Origin of the sequence: Paraburkholderia suaedae, assembly GCF_040812055.1 — a bacterium.
In the GTDB taxonomy this organism is placed as follows: Bacteria; Pseudomonadota; Gammaproteobacteria; order Burkholderiales; family Burkholderiaceae; genus Paraburkholderia.
In genome coordinates, this window is record NZ_JBFOAH010000005.1 from 172,997 (window position 1) to 192,967 (window position 19,971).

Genomic DNA, 19,971 nt, shown 5'->3' on the forward strand with positions numbered 1-19,971 from the left:
AAGGCAGCCAACGATGCGACCTTGCTTCATCGCACCGCCAGGCATCGTTTTCGAAGCCGCGGTACGGTACGCATGCGTCACTTGAGCTCTTTGACGACCCGAAAGCCATCCTGCGACTGACGCACGCCCGCGCTGTACTTGAAGCGCGTTGCGGTGAGCATGTAGCCGCTGCCTTCGCGCCATGAGCCGCCGCGGATCACGCGCATGTCGCAGCCGGGGCTGTCCCACGCGTGACCGTCCACGGGCGCCCCCTGGTAGTTGTTGTGCCAGCAGTCGGCGGTCCACTCCCAGACGCTGCCGTTCATGTCGTACAGGCCGAGCGGATTGGGCGTGAACGATCCGACCGGCTCCGGTCCTTCCTTGTGCCACGGCTCGCCGCAGTCCTTGCAATTGGCGCTGCCCTTGCGCATCTGGTCGCCCCACCAGTAGGCGGTCGTGGTGCCGGCCCGGTCAGCGTATTCCCATTCGGCCTCGGTCGGCAGACGGTACGGTTTGCCCGTGGCTTTGCTTAGCCATTTGACGTATTGCTGCGCGTCGTCCCAACTCAGGTCGCGCGCCGGCGCGGCCTTATTCGCGTTGCTCTCGGGCGTCAGCTTCTGGCATGCATTGGCCGCCACGCAGGCGTTCCATTGCTCCACCGTCACCTCGTATTTGCCGATCGCAAACGGCGCGCCGATGCTCACATGATGGACCGGCTTTTCGGAAGGATCGTCGGCGCCGTTGCCCATCATGAACGAACCAGCGGGCACCGGAACCATGATCGGGCAGATGGCGCAGTCACGACTTTCGCCGGCGCTGGGGCCGTGCGCGGCAGGGGGTTTCTGTGCGACAGCGGCAGCGGGCGGCGTGGCGGGTGCCGTGGTGGCAGGTGCCGCTGCGGGCGTTGGAGTGGGCGCCGTGCGCGCGTGCTCCGGCGCCGGGGCGTTGCCTGGTGCGCTGGCAGGCGCAGCCGGTCGAGCCGTTTGCTGCGCCGGTGTGGCTGCAGGCGTCGCGCTCGCCGCCGCCCGCAAACGGTCGATACGCGCATGAGCGAGCGTCGCGAAGCGGCCGTTCGGATACGCCTTCAGATACGCTTCGTAGTCGGCCGGGTAGTTGCTGTCCTTGATCGATTCCCAGAAGGTGATTTCGTATTGCTCGCTACTGTCTTTCGGCAAGATGCCTCGGCTGTGCAGCATGACGACGGGATCCTCGTCATCGGCCCGCGCGAGCCGCGCGCTGGCCTCGCGCTGAGCAGCACCGCCCAGTTCGACCGATAGAGGAAGCGCCGCAGCAATCCACGGTCTTTGCGCGCCGCGGGTCGCAAACTGAACTTGCGCGGCGACATGTTCGAACAGGCTGCCCAATGTATGCGGCGCTGCTCCGTTCAGCGCATGCAGCAATGCGTTCGTATAGATCCCGTGCTTCGCCCCGTCCGCCGCGAAGCTGCCAGGCGCGGTCGCATAGGCGATCAGCGTGTCGGTTGGCGGGGCGGGTGGGTCAGCGGTTGCATCGTGCAGGAATGGGTCGTTCAGGCAGGTATCGAGAATCACGACATTGAGCCGGCCGGCGCGCGGCGCCTGCATCGCCTGCAATACGCTTTGCAACTCGATACCGCGGCTTGCCAGCGAAGCCGGCAAGCGCGCATCCACTCCGGCAGACATCAGCAGAGTCCGCCCGCCGATCTGCATGCCGTGTCCGCCAAAATAGAACAGCGCAACTCCGCCCGAGCGCAAGCGCTCGCGGAATTCGCCGAGTGCTTGCCGCATCGCTTGCGGCGAGGCGTTCGTGAGCGTGACGACTTCGAAGCCGAGTGCACGAAGCGAGTCGCGCATGGCTTGGGCGTCGCGCGGCGCATTGTGGGCGAGCGGGCCGGTGGAGTCGCCATATGCGCCGTTGGCAATCACGAGCGCTATACGTCGGGACTGCGAGTGATGGTGCGGTGGCGTGAGCGGCGTAAGTGGCGAGGCCGCGGTGTTCACGGCAGTTGCAACGGCCCCGGTCAGTGCGTCTGGCGCCATCCACTGCGCGTGTTCGCGTGGCGGCGCGGCGGCGCAAGCATTGCCCCATTGCGCCTGTATTGCTGCGGCCATACACACCAGCAGGAATATTCGCCACATCTTCACATCCTGTTTGTACCGGACAGAACTTAGGCATTCGATAACCGCGCTGCGCGCAGCATTCGCCCAGGCAATTCCGGCGAAGCATCGATGCCACCGACCATCCATCTGCGACCTGTCAATAACGATAGCACGCGCTTTGCGCGTCACAACCATCGCGTGTGGACGGCGCTCCTACGGTGAACGAACGTGGCGTATCTTTTTGGCAAGTTACGACCTAAGCTAATTCACAAAGTAACGCCGCGCAGTCTCACAAAGTAACGCCGGACAGTCGTTTTAATAGCGCGGCCGTTTAGTCATCCGCGCCTGCGAGGTCCAGTCGCAGCAGGTGGCTCGCCTTCACGCAGTCGAGGCGGCCACGACCGCTCTTCGAGAGAGTGCGCTATGCGAAGAAAAACCCTTACTCCCAGTGCTTTCGACGCAGGCCGTCCGCCGCACGCGCGCCGCCGCCATGCGTTGCGTGCCGCCATGTGCGCGGCGCTGCTCGCGACGCTCGGCAGCTTCGCGCCATTGCGCGCCGCGCTGGCGGAGCAGACCGCGTCGCCGCCCGGCGCGCAGGAATACATCATCTGGCCATCGGATGGTGCGGTGATTCACGGCGGCAAGCTGTGGGTGCGCATGGGCTTGCGCAACATGGGCGTGTGCCCCAAGGGTGTCGTGTTTCCGAACACCGGCCATCACCATCTGCTGATCGACACCGACTTGCCGCCGCTCGACCAGGAGATACCCTCGGATCGCAACCACCTGCACTTCGGCGCGGGTGAGACGGACGCGCGCATCGAGTTGCCACCGGGCAAGCATACGTTGCAACTGATTCTCGGCGATCACAACCATGTGCCGCACGTGCCGCCTGTGTATTCGAAGAAGATCACCATCACCGTGCAAAAAGACTAGCGCGACCGGTTAGCTGGAAACGGCTTCGCCCACACGGAGAGACCTCATGTACAAGATCATCGCGGTCGCGGCGCTTATGGCATTGGCTGCATTGGCGGCATGGGCCGCGCCCGGACTGGCTGCGGCCGGCACGACGCCGGCCCCTGCGGGCGCGCACGCGTATATCGGCTATCCCAACGACGGCCAGGTCGTGCCCGCCAACAAGCCCTTCCGTGTCTGGTTCGGCTTGCGCTTCATGGGGGTGGCGCCGAAAGGCGTCAAGTATCCGAACACCGGCCATCATCATCTGCTGATCGACACCGACTTGCCGCCGCTCGATCAGGAAATTCCGTCGGACCGCAATCATCTGCACTTCGGTGCAGGTGAAACCGAGACGATGATTCAGCTTCCACCGGGCAAGCACACGTTGCAGCTGCTGATGGGCGATGACATGCATGTACCGCACAATCCGCCGGTGTATTCGAAGAAGATCACGGTGATTGCGCGCTGAGCCGGCGCGCAGCGCGCTCCGCTCGACTACGGTCGCGCGGCGGCCAACAGCTTGTCGGCGGATGTTGGCTGCGAACCACCATCGCGTGATCGCGGTGTTGACGCTACGGGGGTGCGAGAAGTGGCGGCATCCCGCCCAAGCCCTTGATACACGGTGCTTTTGGAGATTTCTTAGGATCGGAAAGCAAGACTGGCACAGCCCATGCGTTATTGACATCCGAGCAGACAAGTTGCTCGAACCCAAACGCAGTACTGCGCTTTTCCCTTCCCAGGAGATTTACCATGAACACGCTGATGATCAAAGACCTGTCCATCACCGCCGAACTCGACAGCAAGGCCATGAGCGCCGTGCGCGGCGGCAACGGCTATCCGTCGTCGTCGTACTTCAACTTCATGCCGGTGTATGCGCCGAACAATAGCAAGACCGTCGACGCCACCCAGCTGATCAACACGTCGATGACGCTTCAGAATGCCAACGGCAACAACGCGGCGTTCGTGTCGGGCATCACGACGACCATGAATCCGCGTATCGAATCGAGCAACAACATCTACGTGCATTAAGACGTGCACTAAGCAGCGCGGACCACGCGCGGCCCCGACAGCCTGCGCGTGGTGCCACTGCACCGGCCGCTTACTAAAAAAACAGCTCCTTCAATCGTCCTTTCCACGCACCCGTCGCGTCACCGCCCGCTCCCCACGCCAACCTGCCCGCCCGCTTCGATGACGAAGCCGCGCAGGAGATGTCTTGTCCGAAGGCAGCGTTCTTTTCGTGCAGCGAAGCAGGTGTCATCGGAGACTATCGTGTCAGCGTTGCTTGATTTACCGGTCTGTCAGCGCTTGGGCTTCTTCACGACATCGACGCAGCGTGAGCGCGCGGTTGCGCCGCCGCGTGCGAGCGGCCGGGCTCGCATTGGCGCCGCGTGGCGCGGCGTCTGCGCCGCAACGGCATGCGCGCTGTCGCTTTGTGCGTGCGTCGATGTCAGCATGCCCGCTTACAAGCGGCCGGACACGCCCGCCAAAGCGTCGTGGTCGGATCAGAAGGGCGCGCCCGTGTCGGCTGCCGCGACCATCGTGCCAGACTGGTGGAAAGGGTTCCACGATCCGTATCTGGATACGCTGATCGCCAAGGCGATTGGCGGCAACTTCGACATCAAGGTACTGGCCGCACGCATCGACGTGGCCGGCACGCAGATCAACGAAGCTAAAGCGGGTGCGCTGCCGACCGTGGATCTCGGCGCCGGCGCCAATTTCGAAAAGACCACGGGCCAGGCCTTGACCAGGCAGTACAACGTCGCGGCGCAGGTGAACTGGGACATCGATATCTGGGGCAAAGTCGAAAAAGGCGTGCAGGCGCAAAAGGCCGAATTTCATGCCAGCGAGGCCGATTGGCGCGCAGGCTACCTCGAACTGGTGGCGAACGTCGCGAGCACCTACTTTCAGATTCTGCAGTTCGATGACCAGATCGATCAGCAACAAAAAACGCTCGTCACGAACAAACAGATTCTCGCCATTTATGACGGCCAGCGCCGTAGCGGCCTCATTCCGCAAACCCAGGTTCTGCGGCAGCAGGCGGAGATCAACCGGCTGACGAACGACCTGCTCGAACTGCGCCGCTTCCGCGCAGTCGCCAACAACGCGCTGTGTACGCTGATCGGCGTGCCGGCCGGCGAATTCCAGTTGCCCCAAGGTCATTTGCAGGAACGCGTGCAACTGCCGCCGGTCCCGGAAGGCTTGCCCGCGCAACTGCTCGCGCGGCGTCCCGACGTGGTGGCGGCCGAGTTCCGGGTGCTGGAGGCTTACGACCTCGTCGGCGAGGCCAAGCTCGCCCAATTACCGACCATTGGTCTCACCGCGCACGGCGGCTCGGCGAGTTTCGCGCTGAACAACCTGCTGAAATCATTTACGTTCGGTTTGATGCCGAGCATCAACATTCCGATCTTCGATCCCGGCGTACGGGCTCACGTGAAGGTGACGCAGGCGCAATCGACAGTAGCCGAGCAGCAGTATCGCGTGGCCGTCATGGGCGCTTTCGAGGAAGTGGAGAACGCGCTCGTCAATCTGAGTTCGCATAAGGCGCAGCGCGTGGAATTGCAAGAGCAAGTGTCGCGCCTGCAGATCGTCGCCGATCAGATTCAGTCGCAACTGCGGCTTGGCGTCGTGTCGCAACTGGAAGTTTTCGAAACCGAACGGACCTTGCTGGAAGCGCAGCAGGCGCTGCTCGCCAACCATCAACTGATTTTGTCCGACACGGTGCTGCTTTATAAAGCGCTCGGCGGTGGCTGGCCGAGCGTGGATGTAGAGACGCAAGTCAAAGCCAATTGAACGAGAAGTAACGGAGCACTGAGCTAATCGGCGTGCCATGCAGAAAGTGCGCGCCGAACCGCGCGTTGCATGCCTTTCTCATCGACGATCTGAAAATTGACACTCGCCATGCGTGACTTACAATTGTTGAGCCGCTTCATCTCATGCGGCTCATCACAACGATACTGTTGCGCTGTTGTCCTTCGTGCCGTTTCCGCTGCGCTTTCGCTGCAGCGGGTAAACGCTTAGTGATCCAGACAAAATGGCCGCCGGCGAAGCTCCGATTGCTGAGATGCGCGCGACAGTGGACGCTGCCTTCGACGTGGTGTTGTCACCGGTCGGCTCCCCGCAACGTCCGGCGCTCGACGCGATCCGGATCGTCGACAACCTGTTCGCGGTGGGCCGCAGCGAGGCCCCGTTCACCGACTATCCGGCTGAGCGCATCGCGCGGCTCTCGCGCCGTCATGCGCGCATTTTCACGGAACACGGCGCGGTGTATGTCGCCGACCTCGGCAGCAAGAACGGCACCACGCTCAACGGTGCCGCGGTGCGCCAAACGCCGGCGCGCGTGCGAGCGGGAGACGAACTGTGCTTCGGCGGCGAGTTGTGCTACCGGGTCGGCATCGAGCCGCGCGCACGCATCGTGGCAAGCATGAGTGCTGCGCCCGCGCCGAGCCTGATGCTGGTGCCGCAGCGCGACGATCTGGGCCTGCAGCCGATCGAGGTGCAGGCTTTCCCGTTTCTCGTCAGCAAGGCGGACGACGTTTTTGCGCGCTACAAGGACCGCTATCCGCATCAGGTCAATTACATCTCGCGGCGTCACGCGCATATCTTCAGGAAGGGCAGCGAGCTATACGTCGAGGATCTCGGCAGCACCAACGGCACCTTCGTTGGCGGAAAGCGCCTGGACGAATGTGCGCTGCCGCTGGCGGAGGGCGACGTCGTTGCATTTGGCGGAGATCACTTCGTCTACAGGGTGTCGCTGCACAAGCCCCCTGAAGTCGAGCCTACCGTGACGCAGCTATCGCTCAGCCCGGCCGCCGAGCAGGCGGCCGATACCGACAAGACCACGTTCGTAGGCGCCGCGCATTCGTTCCTCGATATCTTTTGCGTCGACCCGGCGCTACAACGCGAAGACGAAGTGAACGACGCGCGAGCGTCCGTGTCCGCGCAGGGCAAACGTGACCCACTGGGCGGGGCCGCGCGGGGAGGCGCCGTTGGCAGTGGCGTCAGCGGGACTCGCGACGCTAGCCACGCCAACCGGCCTGACAACCGGGCGAACAACACGGCAAACAACACGTCGAACAAGCGGACGAACGGCGCGCAGGATGGGAACAAAGCCGGCGCCGCGGCAGGCGCGAAAGTCAGGCCGCGGCGGCGCTGGCGCCTGCTGGCGGGCGAACTCGGCAAGGCCTTCTCAGATGACGATCGCACCCACGTCAAGCGTATCGCGGGCTGGGGCGGCGCGGGCGTCGTCATGGTGGTGGCCGTGGGCGTGATGGCGTACCTGCACGGTTCGTCGGAGCGCGAGTTGAAGAATCTGCTGGCGAGCGGCGACTACACGAGCGCGGTCACGGCGGCGCGGAGCTATCTGGCGAGTCATCCGGCGGACACGAAGGTGAGCGCGCTCGCCACCGAAGCGCTGCTCAAAGCGAAAGTGCCGGGCTGGCTGAACGCGTTGGCAAAGGCGCAGTTCGAGCGGGCCGACGCGCTGCTCAAGGAGATGAAGTCGTTGAGTGCGAATAACGCGGACGCTGCGTCGCTGGTCGGCGAATTGCAATGGGTGGGCGACCTGGAGCGCTTCGTTGCGGCGCGCGGCGGCGTTGACGCGCCGATTCGCATGTACGCGGACGAAGCCACGATCAACGCGCTGCTGCAACGCTGGGACGACGACGCGAAGAGCCATCAGCGCGCGCTCGACCGGATTGCCTCATACGTGCCGGTGTTCGCCGAGCCGTACGCGCAGGCGCTCAGTCATCTGCGCAAGCTGGAGAGCGACGATTCGGTGTACGTTGCCGCGATCGACCGGCTGAACGGCGTGATCCGCACCGAACTCGCGCGCGACAAGCCCGACGCGCTGCCACCCGTACTCGACGATTACGCGCAGCGCTATCCGCGTCTCGCGGGACTCGACCGGGTGCGTGAAGATTTGCGCCAGTACACCGCATTGCTGAATGCCGCGCTGAGCCGTCAATTGGTGCCGTTGCTCGCAATGCTGAAGTCGGTACGTTTTAGCACGCCGCCATTTCAGGCGCAGTTCCAGCAACTCGCGGCGAGCCGGTTGCCGTCCGCGGACGTGATCGAGCGGCAGGACGCGGTGAACGCAGCGTGGCAGCGCGGCGACGCGCAGCAGGCGCTGGCGGGTTTGCAGTCGATGCCCGCGGGTCCATGGTCCGACGTGCTGGCGGCGGAAGCGGCGCACAAGAGGGCGTTGCTCGACCAATACACCGACTTGCAGAAGACCCGCGGCGGCAAGGATCATGACCAGCGCCTGCTGTCGTTCTACGCGAGTCTCGATCCGCAGACCGATGCGTGGTTCGTGCAGTCGATCGAAAAGGACGTCGACGCGCTGCACGACAAAGCGCTGCTCCGCGCCCAGGACCTCATGCTGCGCGCGCAGAGCCTGTGGAAGCAGTATCGGTCGAGCGGTTCGATAGGCGGCACGCAGCGGCTCGAAGCGGGCATCTCGCCGGGCTTTCGCAGCGAGGCGCGTCTGCTGTCCGAGGCGCAAGCATCCGCGCAACAGGGCATGCGCATCTACACGCAGCTGAAGGCCGACCATCCCGCGGACTTCGACCGCCTGCTCGCGGACATCCAGGCCGAAGCCGATTTGCAGCGCCGCTCGTTGACGGAGTTGCGCATGGTGCTGGACCCCGGACTGCTGAAGGCGAAGCTGGCGTTGATCGGAGGCGAGCAGAGTGAAGCGCGACCATCACCCTAGGCCATTGTCGGAGGCGCTGGAAGATCACAGCGTCGAAGGCATTGCGATTCTCACCGCCGAGCCGGTGCGGATCGCGCGCGCGCTGATCTGGGCGATGGTCGCGCTGGTGGTGGCCGGCTTGCTGTGGTCGTTCATCGGCCGCGCGGACGTCATCGTCAGCGCGCAAGGCACGTTGTCGCCGGAATCCGAAGTGCGCCGCATCTATGCGCCAATCGATGGGGAACTGGCCGACCTTTACATTGCCGAAGGACAGCCCGTGTCCAAAGGCGACGTGCTGGCGCGGCTGAATGCACGCGGTGCGATTGAAGCGGCCAGCAATGCGCTGCAGGCGCAGCTCAAACTCGAAGACGCCGAGCGGGACTGGAAGCAGTTCCCGGAAAAGAAAGCGCTGATGGAGCGCAAGGCCGCGGCCTTGAAGGCACAGATGGAAGTCGAGGCGCGTCTTCACGAAAACCGCGTGTCCGAAGGCACCAGCAAGCTCGCCGAAGGGCAGAAGGCCGAACTCGACGAAGCGCGCAGCGCGCTCGATAATGCGCGCCGCGTACGCGACGCCACGCATCAGGAACTGGACCGCTACTCGACGCTATTCGCGCAGCCAGGCGGCGGTGGCATCGCCGAATTGCAGGTCGAGCAGAAGCGGACCGCCGCACTGGAAGCGGACAACGCTTACCGGGTCGCGCAATCGAAGCTCGCGGAACTGGACTTCCGCTTGAGTCACGAGTACGCGCAGGCGAATGCGCAACTCGAAACGAGCGGCCAGCAGACGACTGATCTGCAGCTTCAATACGATTCGGCAGTGCGCGACATCACCGATGCCGAAGACAAGCTCCGCCTGCAATTGCAGAGCGCCCGACTCGTGGCCGAAGCCGCCGCGCGAATTCGCTTCGAGAACATCGACAAGGACAACTTTCTGCTGATCCTCGCGCCGGTCTCGGGCGTCATTACGGACGTCACGTCGACCCAGCGCGGCGACAAGATCCAGGCGAACGCGCCGCTCGGCGGCATTGCGCCGAAAGACGCGCGGCCTGTGTTGAAGATCGAAATCGCCGAACACGACCGCGCTTTTCTGCACGAGGGCCTGCCGGTCAAGCTGAAGTTCAACGCGTTCCCGTACCAGCGCTATGGCCTCATCAGCGGCACGCTTGCGTATATCTCCCCGGCCACCAAGCCGTCGGCGCAGGACAAGCAGCCGGTCTACGAAGGCCGTGTAACGCTCGACAAGAACTACTACCAGATCGCAGACACCCGTTACCCATTGCGCTACGGCATGACCGCGAGCGCGGAGATCGTGGTGCGCGAGCGGCGCCTGATCGATCTGGGCCTCGACCCGTTCAGACAGGTGGCGGGCTGAGCACGTCGATCACACCTCAATACAAGGAGCGAATGAAATGACCGCGATAGTGCGTATCGATGATGAAGTCGTGGACGTGTCCGAGTTCATTCGTCTTTTGAAACTGACCGGCCAGTTCGAAAGCCTGATCGAGCAGATCGTGCGCGACAAGCTCACCGTGCATGCGGCGAAGAAGCAGGGCATCACCGTGAGCGCCGACGAGATCCAGCAGCGCGCCGATCAATTCCGCCGCGTGCGGGGGCTGCATCGCGCGACCGACATGAACCAGTACCTCGACGTGCTGCACGTGAGTCTCGACGAGTTCGAGGCCTTCATCACCGACGGCTTGTACCAGGAGAAGATGCTCGACCAGGTCGGTAACGAAGCCGCAATCCGCGATTATTTCGCGCTGAATTCGCCGAAGTTCGACGCCATCGAGGTGAGCCATATCGTGCTCGACAGCGAGGGCAAGGCGAAGGAGATGATTTCATACCTGCGCGACGATCCCGATAGCTTCGCGGAGATGGCGCGCGAGCATTCGATCGCCGATACCCGCGAAGCGGGCGGCGTGATCGGCAAGGTGTTGCGCGGTTCCTTGAAGCCGGAGATCGAAGCGAAGATATTCAATGCGGCGGTGGGCGATCTGCTCGGGCCGTTTGCGTCGGCGGATCGCTCGTGCTTCGAGATATTCGCGGTAACGGCCAAGTATCCGGCGACGCTCGACGCGGACGTGGCCGCCGAAGTCAGGCGGCTCTTGCGCGAGAGCTGGCTGATCGCGCGTGCACAGGAGCATGTGATCGAAGCGCGCTAGCCGCTGCGCGCGGTTCGCTTCATAGCGAAACGCGTCACGAGATTCAACGCAATCGAAGTCGGCCGAACGGAGATCCGCAAGCACATGGACGTACCCCAGACCGCGCCTTCTGCCGCCGAATTTCTGGCCTCGGTAGAAATCTTCTCGCCGTTTTCGCGCGATGAGATCGAGCGTCTTGCCGACTATGCGCAAGCGCGCTTCTATTCGTTCGGCGAAACCGTCTGCTCCGCGGGCGAGGTGGCCGACGGTCTTTACGTCGTGCGCACCGGCTCAGTGCGCATCTTCACCGAAGAGCACGGCAAGGAAACCAGCATGGGCGTGCGCAAGTCGGGCGAGATCTTCGCCGACATCGCGATGTTGCGCACCTATGTTCACGAAGCGTCGGTGCGGGCCTCGGCCAAAACCGAGTTGCTGTTCATCCCGCGCGCCGCGATCGAGCCGGTGATGGCCGGCAACCAGGCCGCGTTGGCTTTCGTGGCGAGCTATGTGGCGATCAATTCGGCGGGCGGCTTCGTTGCGCAACTGTTCGATCTCCGCGGCAAGCTGAACAAGGCGGAGCTGGAAGAGTACGTACGCAGCGTCGGCGTGAAGCGGGTCGCCGCAGGCAAGGAGATTCTCAAGCAGGACGGCCGCGACGACCGGCGCCTCTACGTGGTCCGGCAAGGCCAGGTGCGTATCGTCCGGCATGAGGACGGCCACGACTACACGCTCGCGACACTCGGCGAAGGCGAGATCTTCGGCGAGAAAGCGTGCTTGATGCGTCAGGAGCAGATGGCGTCGGTCGTGGCGGCGACCGATACGCGGCTGCTGGTGATTCCGGAGCGCACGGTTCATTTCATTCTGGAACGCAATCCGAAGCTGCGCGAAGTGCTCGACGAGCGCATCCGGTACGGCGAGCGCGAATTGCAGCGGCAAAAGCGTCTCGAACAACGCCGCAAATTGCCGTTGATGCTCGACTTGCAGAGCAAGCCCGAGTTCGGCGAGAAAGTCATCAAGCGCTTCGCACTGGTCGAGCAAGCGGAAGAAATGGATTGCGGCGCCGCGTGTCTGGCGATGATATGCCGCCACTACAGCATCCCGATGACGCTCGGCAAACTGCGCGAACTTGCCAACGTCACGACCCAGGGCGCGACCCTGGATAGCCTTGCGCGGGCTGGCGAATCGCTTGGCTTCACCGCGCGCGGCGTGCAATGCACGTTCGATTCGCTGCGCGGCTTCGACCTGCCGTTCATCGTGCATTGGGAGGGCTATCATTACGTCGTGGTGTACGGCCTCTCGAAGGATTATGTATGGGTGGCCGACCCTGCGCTCGGTTTCAGGAAGTTGGCGGTCGAAGATTTCGAGCGCGGCTGGAGCGGCACGTGTCTTCTGTTTACCGGCGGCCCGCATCTGCTGCAGATTTCGGCGGCGCGCTCGCCCTGGATCCGCTTTGTCGGCTACCTGAAGCCGTACAAGAAGATACTCGGCCATCTATTTCTCGCGACCTTCGTGATCCAGGTGCTGGGGGTGATTCCGCCGCTGATCATCCAGAACATTCTCGACGGCGTGATCGTGCATCAGAACGTCAGCCTGCTGCATCTGCTGATAGGCGGACTGATCATCGCCAACGTGTTTTCGCAGTTGATGTCGACGATCCGCGCCTATCTCGCGAACTTCATGGTGCGCAACATGGACTTCGCGATGATGTCGCAGTTCTTCAAGCACACCATGTCGTTGCCGTTCTCGTTCTTCGCGAAGCGCAAGACCGGCGACATTTTCGCGCGCTTTCAGGAGAACCAGACGATCCGGGCATTCCTCACCGAGTCCACGGTCACCACCGCGTTGAACCTGCTGATGGTGTTCATCTACTTCACGATCATGTTCGTCTACAACGTGAAGATGACCCTCGTATTGATTGCGTTCGTCATTCCGATCATGGCGCTGACCGTGCTGGCCACGCCGAAGATCAAGGCCTACGCGCGCGAAGTGTTCACCGCGTCGACCGAATCCAAGTCGTTTCTGATGGAAGCGCTCGCCGGCGTGGAGACCATCAAGGGAATGGGTATCGAGCGGCCGGTGCGCTTGCGCTGGGAGAAGAAATACGCAAAGGCGCTGGAAGTACAGTATCGCGCGCATGCGTTCAACATTCTGGTCGGCTTCGGCAGCCAGCTGCTGAATGCGGCGACGACGATTGCGATTCTGTGGGTCGGCGCGACGCTCGTGCTCGCGCGGGAAATGACGATCGGACAGTTGATCGCGTTCAACGCGTTCATGGGCAGCGTGCTGGGTCCGTTGATGGGGCTCGTCGGTTTGTGGAGCATGCTGAACGACGCGGGCGTCGCGATGGAGCGCCTGGGCGACGTGCTGGATATCGAGCCCGAGCAGCGGCCGCAGGACCTGCCGTCGCGCGTGATGCTGCCCGAGCTGCAAGGCGAAATCAGTTTGAGCGGCGTCTATTTCCGTTACGGCGACAATGACTCGGCTTATGTACTCGAAAACATCAGCTTCGACATCAAGCCCGGCGAGCTGGTGGCGATAGTGGGGCGCAGCGGCTCGGGCAAGACCACGCTCGCGAAGTTGCTGGTCGGCTTCTACGCGCCGAGCGAAGGAAAGATGACCATCGACGGCTACGATCTCGGCGTGGTCGATAAAGCGTATTACCGCGCGCAGATCGGCTATGTGATGCAGAGCAATCTGCTGTTCTCGGGCACGATCGCCGAGAACATTGCGAGCGGTGACGACTCGCCCGACCGACGCCGGATAGAAGAAGTCGCGAAGACGGCCGACGCGCACGCGTTTATCAGCAAGATGCCGCTTGGCTATGAACAGATTGTCGGCGAACGTGGAATCGGTTTGTCGGGCGGACAGATCCAGCGGCTGTGCATTGCGCGCGCGCTGTATCACGACCCGCGTCTGCTGGTTTTCGACGAAGCCACCTCGGCGCTCGATTCGCAGTCTGAGAGCAATATTCTCGGCAATATGCATGACATTCTGAAGGGCCGCACGGCGGTCATCATCGCGCACCGGCTCAGCACGATCATGCGGGCGGACAAGATTCTCGTGCTGTACGAAGGGGCGATTGTCGAACAGGGCCGTCACGATGAACTGATTCAGCGCGGCGGGATGTATTACCAACTGGTCCAGAAACAGTTGAGTGCATGATGATGAAGATACTCGACCAGATTGAAGAGGCCAGCCCCGCGATCTCATATGCGGGCTTGATCGAGCGCATCGAGATTTTGCGCTCGACGTTGCGCTGGTCGTCGCGGCTTGAGCGCGCGGATATCGACAAGCTGCTCCGGCAAGCCACCTCGTTGCGAGACGAGGTGATGCAGCTGTCGCACAAGGAGCGTTTCGTGCAGGCGGCCGTGGCCGCCGACGCGCAGCAGCCAGCCGATCAATCGCGCGGTGCACGAAGAAAGGCGCTGCTCGAGCGCAGCTTCATTTTCGAGGGGACGTTCGGTGACAATCCGCGTTTGCTGGAGTCGCTCGAAATCGCCGAGAAGGCCGCGCCGACCGACTTGCCCGTGTTGATCGACGGCGAAAGCGGCACCGGTAAGGAGTTGATGGCGAAGGTGATTCACGCAAACGGCTCGCGCTCGGACAAGCCTTTCATCTCCGTGAATTGCGGCGCCATTCCAGACAATCTATTGGAATCCGAATTATTCGGGCATCGTAAAGGCGCGTTCACCGGGGCATCGAATGATCGCAAGGGCAAATTCGAAAGCGCGCATACCGGTACGATTTTTCTCGACGAGATCGGCGAGTTGCCGCTCGCAGGCCAGGTGAAACTGCTGCGCGTGCTGGAGGCACACGAGATTCAACGCGTGGGCTCGGACGAAACCATCGCGGTCGACACGCGCATCGTCGCGGCGACCAATCGCAATCTGCGGCAGCTCAGCGAACAGGGCAAGTTCCGCGAAGACCTGTTCTACCGGTTGAGCGTGATCCACGTGACGCTGCCGCCGTTGCGCGAGCGCCGCGATGAAATACCGCTGTTGATCGCGTGGTTCGGCGACGAAGCGGCCGGTATCTTGAAACGCAGGCCCGTGCGATTGACCCCGCGTTTGCGGGACTTTCTGTTGAACTACGCGTATCCGGGCAATATCCGCGAGTTGCGTAACGTGATGTATCGCGTGTCGTGTCTGGCGGGCGACATGGCGGACGTCGATCATCTGCCGCTGGACATGCGGCCGGCGGCGCCCGGTTCGGCGGCTGCGTCGAATGCTGCCGGCGCGAGCGGCGAAGAGCCGATCAGCGTCGCCAATTTGATGTCGCTGAGCGACGCCAAGCGAGCCGCCAGCGATGACGCGGAGAAGGCTTTTCTCGAGCGCGGCCTGCGCGAGGTGAGCGGCACCGTTGCCGAACTCGCGCGGCGTATCGACATGAACCGCTCGCATTTGCAGATGCTGCTGAAAAAGCACGGCCTGCATTCGAAAGACTTTCGCAACCGCAATGCGCCGGCCGCCGCGACGAGGAGCGGTGGCGTCGATAACACGAGCGACGAGGAAGACGAGACGTGACGCTGGTTGAGCGAGACGACCCCGCGCAATTCAGGGCGACGGATTCAGCAAGGTCTTGTCGGACGCATCGGGGTCTTGCGCTTCTACGACCACCGCGGTGATGTTGTCGCGGCCGCCGCGCGCGAGCGCTAGTTCGACCAGTGCCTCGCACGCGGTCGCGCGCTCCGTCGAGCTCAGGACCGAGCCGATTTCGTCGTCGCTCAATTCGTTGCTCAACCCGTCGCTGCATAGCAGAAAGACGTCGCCGTCGGCGACTTCGATCGCATCGTCGTCGAGTTCCAACTGGTCCGTTGCCCCGACTGCGCGCGTGATCATGTGCTGCGCCGGATGGTGCCGCGCCTCTTCATCCGTGAGCACCCCAAGCGATTTGAGCTGCTCGACCTGGCTGTGATCGCGTGTGAGTTGCCGCAACTGTCCTTCGCGGTACAGATAGATACGGCTGTCGCCTGCCCACAGATAGCCGCAGAAGCGGTCGCAAGCAAGCAGCACGACGACGGTGCTCCCAATCCGCTGCACCTGACGGCGCGCGGCTTCCTCGCGCAGTTCCCGGTTCGCGCTTTGCAGCCGCGCGCGCGCGTCGGCGATCAGCGTTTTCAAGCTGACCGGCGACGCGAGCCGGCTTAGCGCGTCGATCACGAGACGGCTCGCCAGATCGCCCACCGCGTGCCCACCCATGCCGTCGGCGACGGCCCAGCGTCCGGGGTCGGGCTGATCGAGGCAGGCGTCTTCGTTGATTTCGCGCACGCATCCCGTGTCGGAACGCGCGGACGACCTCCAGCGAAATTGGCTTGCACAGGTCACAAGGGCTACACCATATCGTTTCGGCTGCGGGCGTCGGGAGAGACACTGATGTTCGAGTTCGCGCCAGTGTTGCGCACGTCCACCGACTGGAACTGATTGATCATCTGGTTAGCATAGAAGTTGTTGGACACCTCGTACAGGTTGACGACAGGTCCAATGCTCGGCGTTTCGCGCACATACGGCTGAATCCAGCCATACACCCACGGTGCACCGCCGCCACCGCGAATTGCCGCCATCGCTTTGCGGTCGAGTGCGAGATTCAGCGCGAGGTCGTTCACTGTGATGCAAGCCATGACGTTCTCCGGTTGACCGCGCAGGCGACGCGCGGTTTAGAAGGATTCGCACGGTATCGTGCAAGCGCTATGCCAATGCGCGGCCGCGCCAGCCATGTTTCCCCTAACACCTTGATTGCTCGGCGATTCTGCGTGCTCGCGCGAAGCGCCGCAGGATCGCTGCGCTCGCACAGGTCGCCAGGCAGCCAACAACCACGCCCTCCGAACGGTGTGCGACCCAACACATTCGCGCGGCTTTTCGCTGCGTACAAAACGGCGCTCGCCGTGATCCCAATGAGCCGTCATGCGTGTCGCGCGCCAACATATCTGCGCGAATTCTGTTGGCTGAGCGCTGACACCGACTTCGGTCAAACGCCCTTGAATAGGCCCGCAAGTGCTGAGGATAAAGGGTTGGCCGCACATGGCCCGAATGATGCAAAGGTCCTCGCAACAGTGTTGGAAATGCAAACGAGGCGAGCCATGAGCACCCATCCTCTGAAGACGAACGTGGAAGGCCGCGATTCACGTGAGGCTACGACGTCCACCATCGACTTGCCGATCGGCGCGCATCTGGTCACACAACGGCGCGGCTACGAACACCACGGCATCTACGTCGGCAATGGGCGGGTGGTCCACTACGCGGGCTTCGCGGGCTCCGCGCATCGGGGCCCGGTCGAGGAAGTGGAGTTGACCTGCTTCGCCGCCGGCCACCCGCTGTCGATCCGCTCGACGCCCAGCGCCCGTTATGCCGGCGACGAGGCCGTGCGCCGCGCGCGCTCACGTCTCGGGGAAAACCGCTACCGCCTGTTGACCAACAACTGCGAACACTTCTGCGCATGGTGCCTGCTCGGCGAAAGCCGCAGCGAACAGGTGCACTGCTGCTTGCGCCATCCGCGTGCCGGCGTGCTTGCGCTCGCGTGCCTGGTGAAGGCTTTTATCGAGAGTGGCGTGAGGGGCGTTCACGGTGCCGCGCAATTGGCGTAATCCTGCGCGACGCCACGCACGTACCGGACGACACCGCATTTCAGTGATTCGAGCAAAAGGATTCAAGGAGACCATCATGGCTGCCACCGAAAAGACCTTGCACTGGGCCGTCGACAAATGGCTCGCGCCTACGCCGTCGATGCCCGCGCGCGTCGTGGCGTTTTGTCACAGGACGTCGCATCAGCGTTATGTCTGCGTTCAGGCGCTGCGGCCAGGCGGCCTGCTGTCGATCTTCTTCTTTCGCCATGACGACGGATCGTGGAACGTCTTCCCGCCGCAAGCCGCGCGGCCCGCGATGAACGGCCACCGCCGCACCGCGCTTGCCTAGTGCCCCACTTGCTGTACCGCCTCTTTGATTCAAGCCGATGACGAAATTCGTTCGAGAATCGCAAGCAGTGCGTCGAACGACAGCGGCTTGCGCGCGTACGCGATGGTGGGGTTCGGCTGCACGGGAATATCCGAAGCCGCGCTGCACAGAAGGATCGGAATCGAGCGCAAGTCGGGATCCGTATTCAGTGCGGCGCATAACTGCAATCCCGACATGATCGGCATCATGCAGTCGGACACGATGACGTCGGGCCGGCGAGCGTTGATGAGTTCCAGCGCCGCGGCGCCGTTCGACGCCGTCATCACCGCGTAGCCGTGCCGCTCCAGCAGTAGTCGCCAGACCGTGAGAATGTCGAACTCGTCGTCCACGACCAGAATGGTTTTCATGGCGGCTACGTGTTTCGCCGCGGTTGCAGCGTCGTCGATAGCCCCGGCGTTGACCCCGCGTCGGTGGAATTGGCAGGGCCGTCGATCACATCGAGTCCTTGCGAGGTAATCACCAGTTCGCGCAGCGACGTGTCATGCGCGCTCTCGCGCTGCTTGACCACGGAGATCATCCGCCGCAGGCCGGTGTCCGCCTCGGCATAGCGCAGCAGGATAAGGTTTTCGGTCAGCGCCGAGACCCGCACGCTTCTGGCGTAACCCGGCTCGGCGTAAAGGGGCAGCTCTTCGGTGAGTAGCGTCGTAATGCCGGCTTCGCGCAACTGATGCAGCATCGCGTTCAGGAACAAGCCGAAGCGGTCGCTGCGTAACGCGGAATCGCGGAACCCCTCTACACCGTCGATCACGATGCGCGACGCGCCGACCTTTTTGACTGCATCGAGCGCCTTGGCCGCGAGTTCGTCGATCGCGAGTTCGATCGCCGGTTGCCATTGGATGACGAGGCGGCCATCCCGATGCGCTTCGGACAGTCTGATGGACACCGCCTCGGCTTTGCCGATCAGCCGTTGCGGACCTTCGTAGAACCCCAGGTACACGCAGCGCTCGCCGCGCGCCAGGCCGGCCGCGAGAAACTGCAGGCAAAGCATGGTCTTGCCGACCCCGGATGGTCCGATCAGCGTGGTCGTGGAGCCCTGCGCGAAGCCGCCGCCGAGCAGGCTGTCCAGACGAGGCAAGCCGAAACCGAGGCGCGTCGTCAGATTGGCCGGGCCCGGCGGCATCGCGCACTGCGCTTCGAGCCGCGGGAACATCAGCAGCCCGCTTTCGGCGATACGGAAGAAATGCTTGCCCATCAGATGGTTGCGCGCGCGCATCTTGTGGACTTCGATCTCGCGGGCACGGCGCATGCCGTCGCTATGGCGGTTCAGTTCGATTAGGCCGTCGACTAACGTGTGCTCAGGATGCGGTTCGTTGCCTGAGAGCGGCGCGAGCAGCAAGGTGGTGCAATTCATCGCGGCGACCAGTGCATTTAGCTCGTGAATGAACTTCGACAGCGACAACTCCGTTTCACTGAATTCGCGCGCACTGCGAAAGCCGTCGATGATCATCAGGCTCGGCCGGTAGTCGTAAATGCTTGACGCAATCAGTTTGAGGAAGCCATCGAGGCCGCCCTGCATGAGTTCGTGATAGCCGGACACGAACAGCATTTGCTGCGCGACCGCGGTCTCGTCGAAGAAGCTCAGGCCTTTCAGGTGCGCTAACAGCTTGTCGTGCGATTCGGCGATCAAGGTCATGTACAGCACCTTGTCGCCCTGCCCCACGCGATGAAAACCGATCTGGCTCGACAGGATCGTCTTGCCTGCACCGGCCATGCCCTCGAGCAGATAAACGCCGCCACGGACCAGCCCGCCGCCCAGGATATCGTCGAACCCGGGGACCCCGGTTTCCATGTTGGCCCGGATCGCGCTGGATTGCATTTCGACAGGCCGGAGGGGTAGCTGGGATTCGGGGGTAGTCATTGTCAATCTGTTATGTAGGTGCGGAGAAGCGAAGGCTCGGGCTCGCGCCGTCCAATAGCTCGAACCATCAGTATGAGCAATCTGCGTTCCCGCGGCGAGCGGTGACGCGCAACGGCATTGATGTCCGCGATTCTAGCCGGGCGCGGAGCAGTTGGCGAACGAATGCCGTTGTGGCGGGGCTCTGAGCTGCGCAGCAGGCGCAATGTGCGAGACAGCGATCGCCACTATTGAACGGTTCCGACGCGAGCACGCACCGGCTGCGCAGTGCGACGCCATGGCATCCACTGTAACTCCGTCGACCTCGACGACAATGAATGCTGGCATT

The 19,971-nt window shown here is 62.9% G+C and carries 16 protein-coding genes; 11 read left to right on the plus strand and 5 right to left on the minus strand.

Annotated features, from left to right (window positions below):
• Positions 1 to 77: 77 nt before the first annotated feature.
• Positions 78 to 2,096 (minus strand): SUMF1/EgtB/PvdO family nonheme iron enzyme, encoded by a 2,019-nt coding sequence (locus ABQJ48_RS09810; RefSeq protein WP_367837669.1) that lies wholly within the window; start codon positions 2,094 to 2,096, stop codon positions 78 to 80.
• Positions 2,097 to 2,480: 384 nt separating this feature from the next.
• On the opposite strand from ABQJ48_RS09810, the gene ABQJ48_RS09815 reads away from it, so the two are divergent.
• The 9 genes from ABQJ48_RS09815 (at position 2,481) to ABQJ48_RS09855 (ending at position 15,364) form a co-directional block, all read left to right on the plus strand.
• A complete protein-coding gene (locus ABQJ48_RS09815; protein WP_473094120.1) occupies positions 2,481 to 2,990 on the plus strand; it encodes a DUF4399 domain-containing protein in 510 nt (169 codons plus the stop codon).
• Between the two features lie 46 nt (positions 2,991 to 3,036).
• Entirely contained in the window at positions 3,037 to 3,480 is a 444-nt protein-coding gene (locus tag ABQJ48_RS09820; protein ID WP_367837671.1) for a DUF4399 domain-containing protein, read from the plus strand.
• A 281-nt stretch (positions 3,481 to 3,761) separates the two neighbouring features.
• A complete protein-coding gene (locus ABQJ48_RS09825) occupies positions 3,762 to 4,040 on the plus strand; it encodes a hypothetical protein (protein WP_367837673.1) in 279 nt (92 codons plus the stop codon).
• Positions 4,041 to 4,199: 159 nt separating this feature from the next.
• Positions 4,200 to 5,801 (plus strand): efflux transporter outer membrane subunit, encoded by a 1,602-nt coding sequence (locus ABQJ48_RS09830; protein WP_473094121.1) that lies wholly within the window; start codon positions 4,200 to 4,202, stop codon positions 5,799 to 5,801.
• A 241-nt stretch (positions 5,802 to 6,042) separates the two neighbouring features.
• On the plus strand, positions 6,043 to 8,721 hold the full coding sequence (locus ABQJ48_RS09835; protein WP_367837675.1) for an FHA domain-containing protein: 2,679 nt from the start codon (positions 6,043 to 6,045) through the stop codon (positions 8,719 to 8,721).
• On the plus strand, positions 8,699 to 10,072 hold the full coding sequence (locus tag ABQJ48_RS09840) for a beta-barrel domain-containing protein (RefSeq protein ID WP_367837676.1): 1,374 nt from the start codon (positions 8,699 to 8,701) through the stop codon (positions 10,070 to 10,072). The genes ABQJ48_RS09835 and ABQJ48_RS09840 overlap by 23 nt, the downstream gene beginning before the upstream one ends.
• A gap of 37 nt (positions 10,073 to 10,109) precedes the next feature.
• Positions 10,110 to 10,862 (plus strand): peptidylprolyl isomerase, encoded by a 753-nt coding sequence (locus ABQJ48_RS09845; RefSeq protein ID WP_367837677.1) that lies wholly within the window; start codon positions 10,110 to 10,112, stop codon positions 10,860 to 10,862.
• Positions 10,863 to 10,946: 84 nt separating this feature from the next.
• Entirely contained in the window at positions 10,947 to 14,003 is a 3,057-nt protein-coding gene (locus ABQJ48_RS09850; protein WP_367837679.1) for a peptidase domain-containing ABC transporter, read from the plus strand.
• Positions 14,003 to 15,364 carry a sigma-54 interaction domain-containing protein gene (locus ABQJ48_RS09855; protein ID WP_367837878.1) on the plus strand — a complete coding sequence of 454 codons (1,362 nt, stop codon included), beginning with the start codon at positions 14,003 to 14,005 and terminating at the stop codon, positions 15,362 to 15,364. Before ABQJ48_RS09850 ends, ABQJ48_RS09855 begins: the two co-directional genes overlap by 1 nt.
• Before the next feature lie 30 nt (positions 15,365 to 15,394).
• Here the strand turns inward: ABQJ48_RS09855 and ABQJ48_RS09860 are convergent, their stop codons facing one another.
• Entirely contained in the window at positions 15,395 to 16,165 is a 771-nt protein-coding gene (locus ABQJ48_RS09860; protein WP_367837680.1) for a PP2C family protein-serine/threonine phosphatase, read from the minus strand.
• 5 nt (positions 16,166 to 16,170) lie between these two features.
• Positions 16,171 to 16,458, minus strand: coding sequence for a hypothetical protein (locus tag ABQJ48_RS09865; RefSeq protein WP_367837682.1), 288 nt, complete (start codon positions 16,456 to 16,458; stop codon positions 16,171 to 16,173).
• A 459-nt stretch (positions 16,459 to 16,917) separates the two neighbouring features.
• On the opposite strand from ABQJ48_RS09865, the gene ABQJ48_RS09870 reads away from it, so the two are divergent.
• Positions 16,918 to 17,421 (plus strand): lecithin retinol acyltransferase family protein, encoded by a 504-nt coding sequence (locus ABQJ48_RS09870; protein ID WP_367837684.1) that lies wholly within the window; start codon positions 16,918 to 16,920, stop codon positions 17,419 to 17,421.
• A 76-nt stretch (positions 17,422 to 17,497) separates the two neighbouring features.
• Positions 17,498 to 17,749 carry a hypothetical protein gene (locus tag ABQJ48_RS09875; RefSeq protein ID WP_367837685.1) on the plus strand — a complete coding sequence of 84 codons (252 nt, stop codon included), beginning with the start codon at positions 17,498 to 17,500 and terminating at the stop codon, positions 17,747 to 17,749.
• Positions 17,750 to 17,778: 29 nt separating this feature from the next.
• Here the strand turns inward: ABQJ48_RS09875 and ABQJ48_RS09880 are convergent, their stop codons facing one another.
• Positions 17,779 to 18,135, minus strand: coding sequence for a response regulator (locus ABQJ48_RS09880; protein ID WP_367837686.1), 357 nt, complete (start codon positions 18,133 to 18,135; stop codon positions 17,779 to 17,781).
• A gap of 5 nt (positions 18,136 to 18,140) precedes the next feature.
• Entirely contained in the window at positions 18,141 to 19,646 is a 1,506-nt protein-coding gene (locus ABQJ48_RS09885) for an ATPase domain-containing protein (RefSeq protein ID WP_473094122.1), read from the minus strand.
• Positions 19,647 to 19,971: the final 325 nt, after the last annotated feature.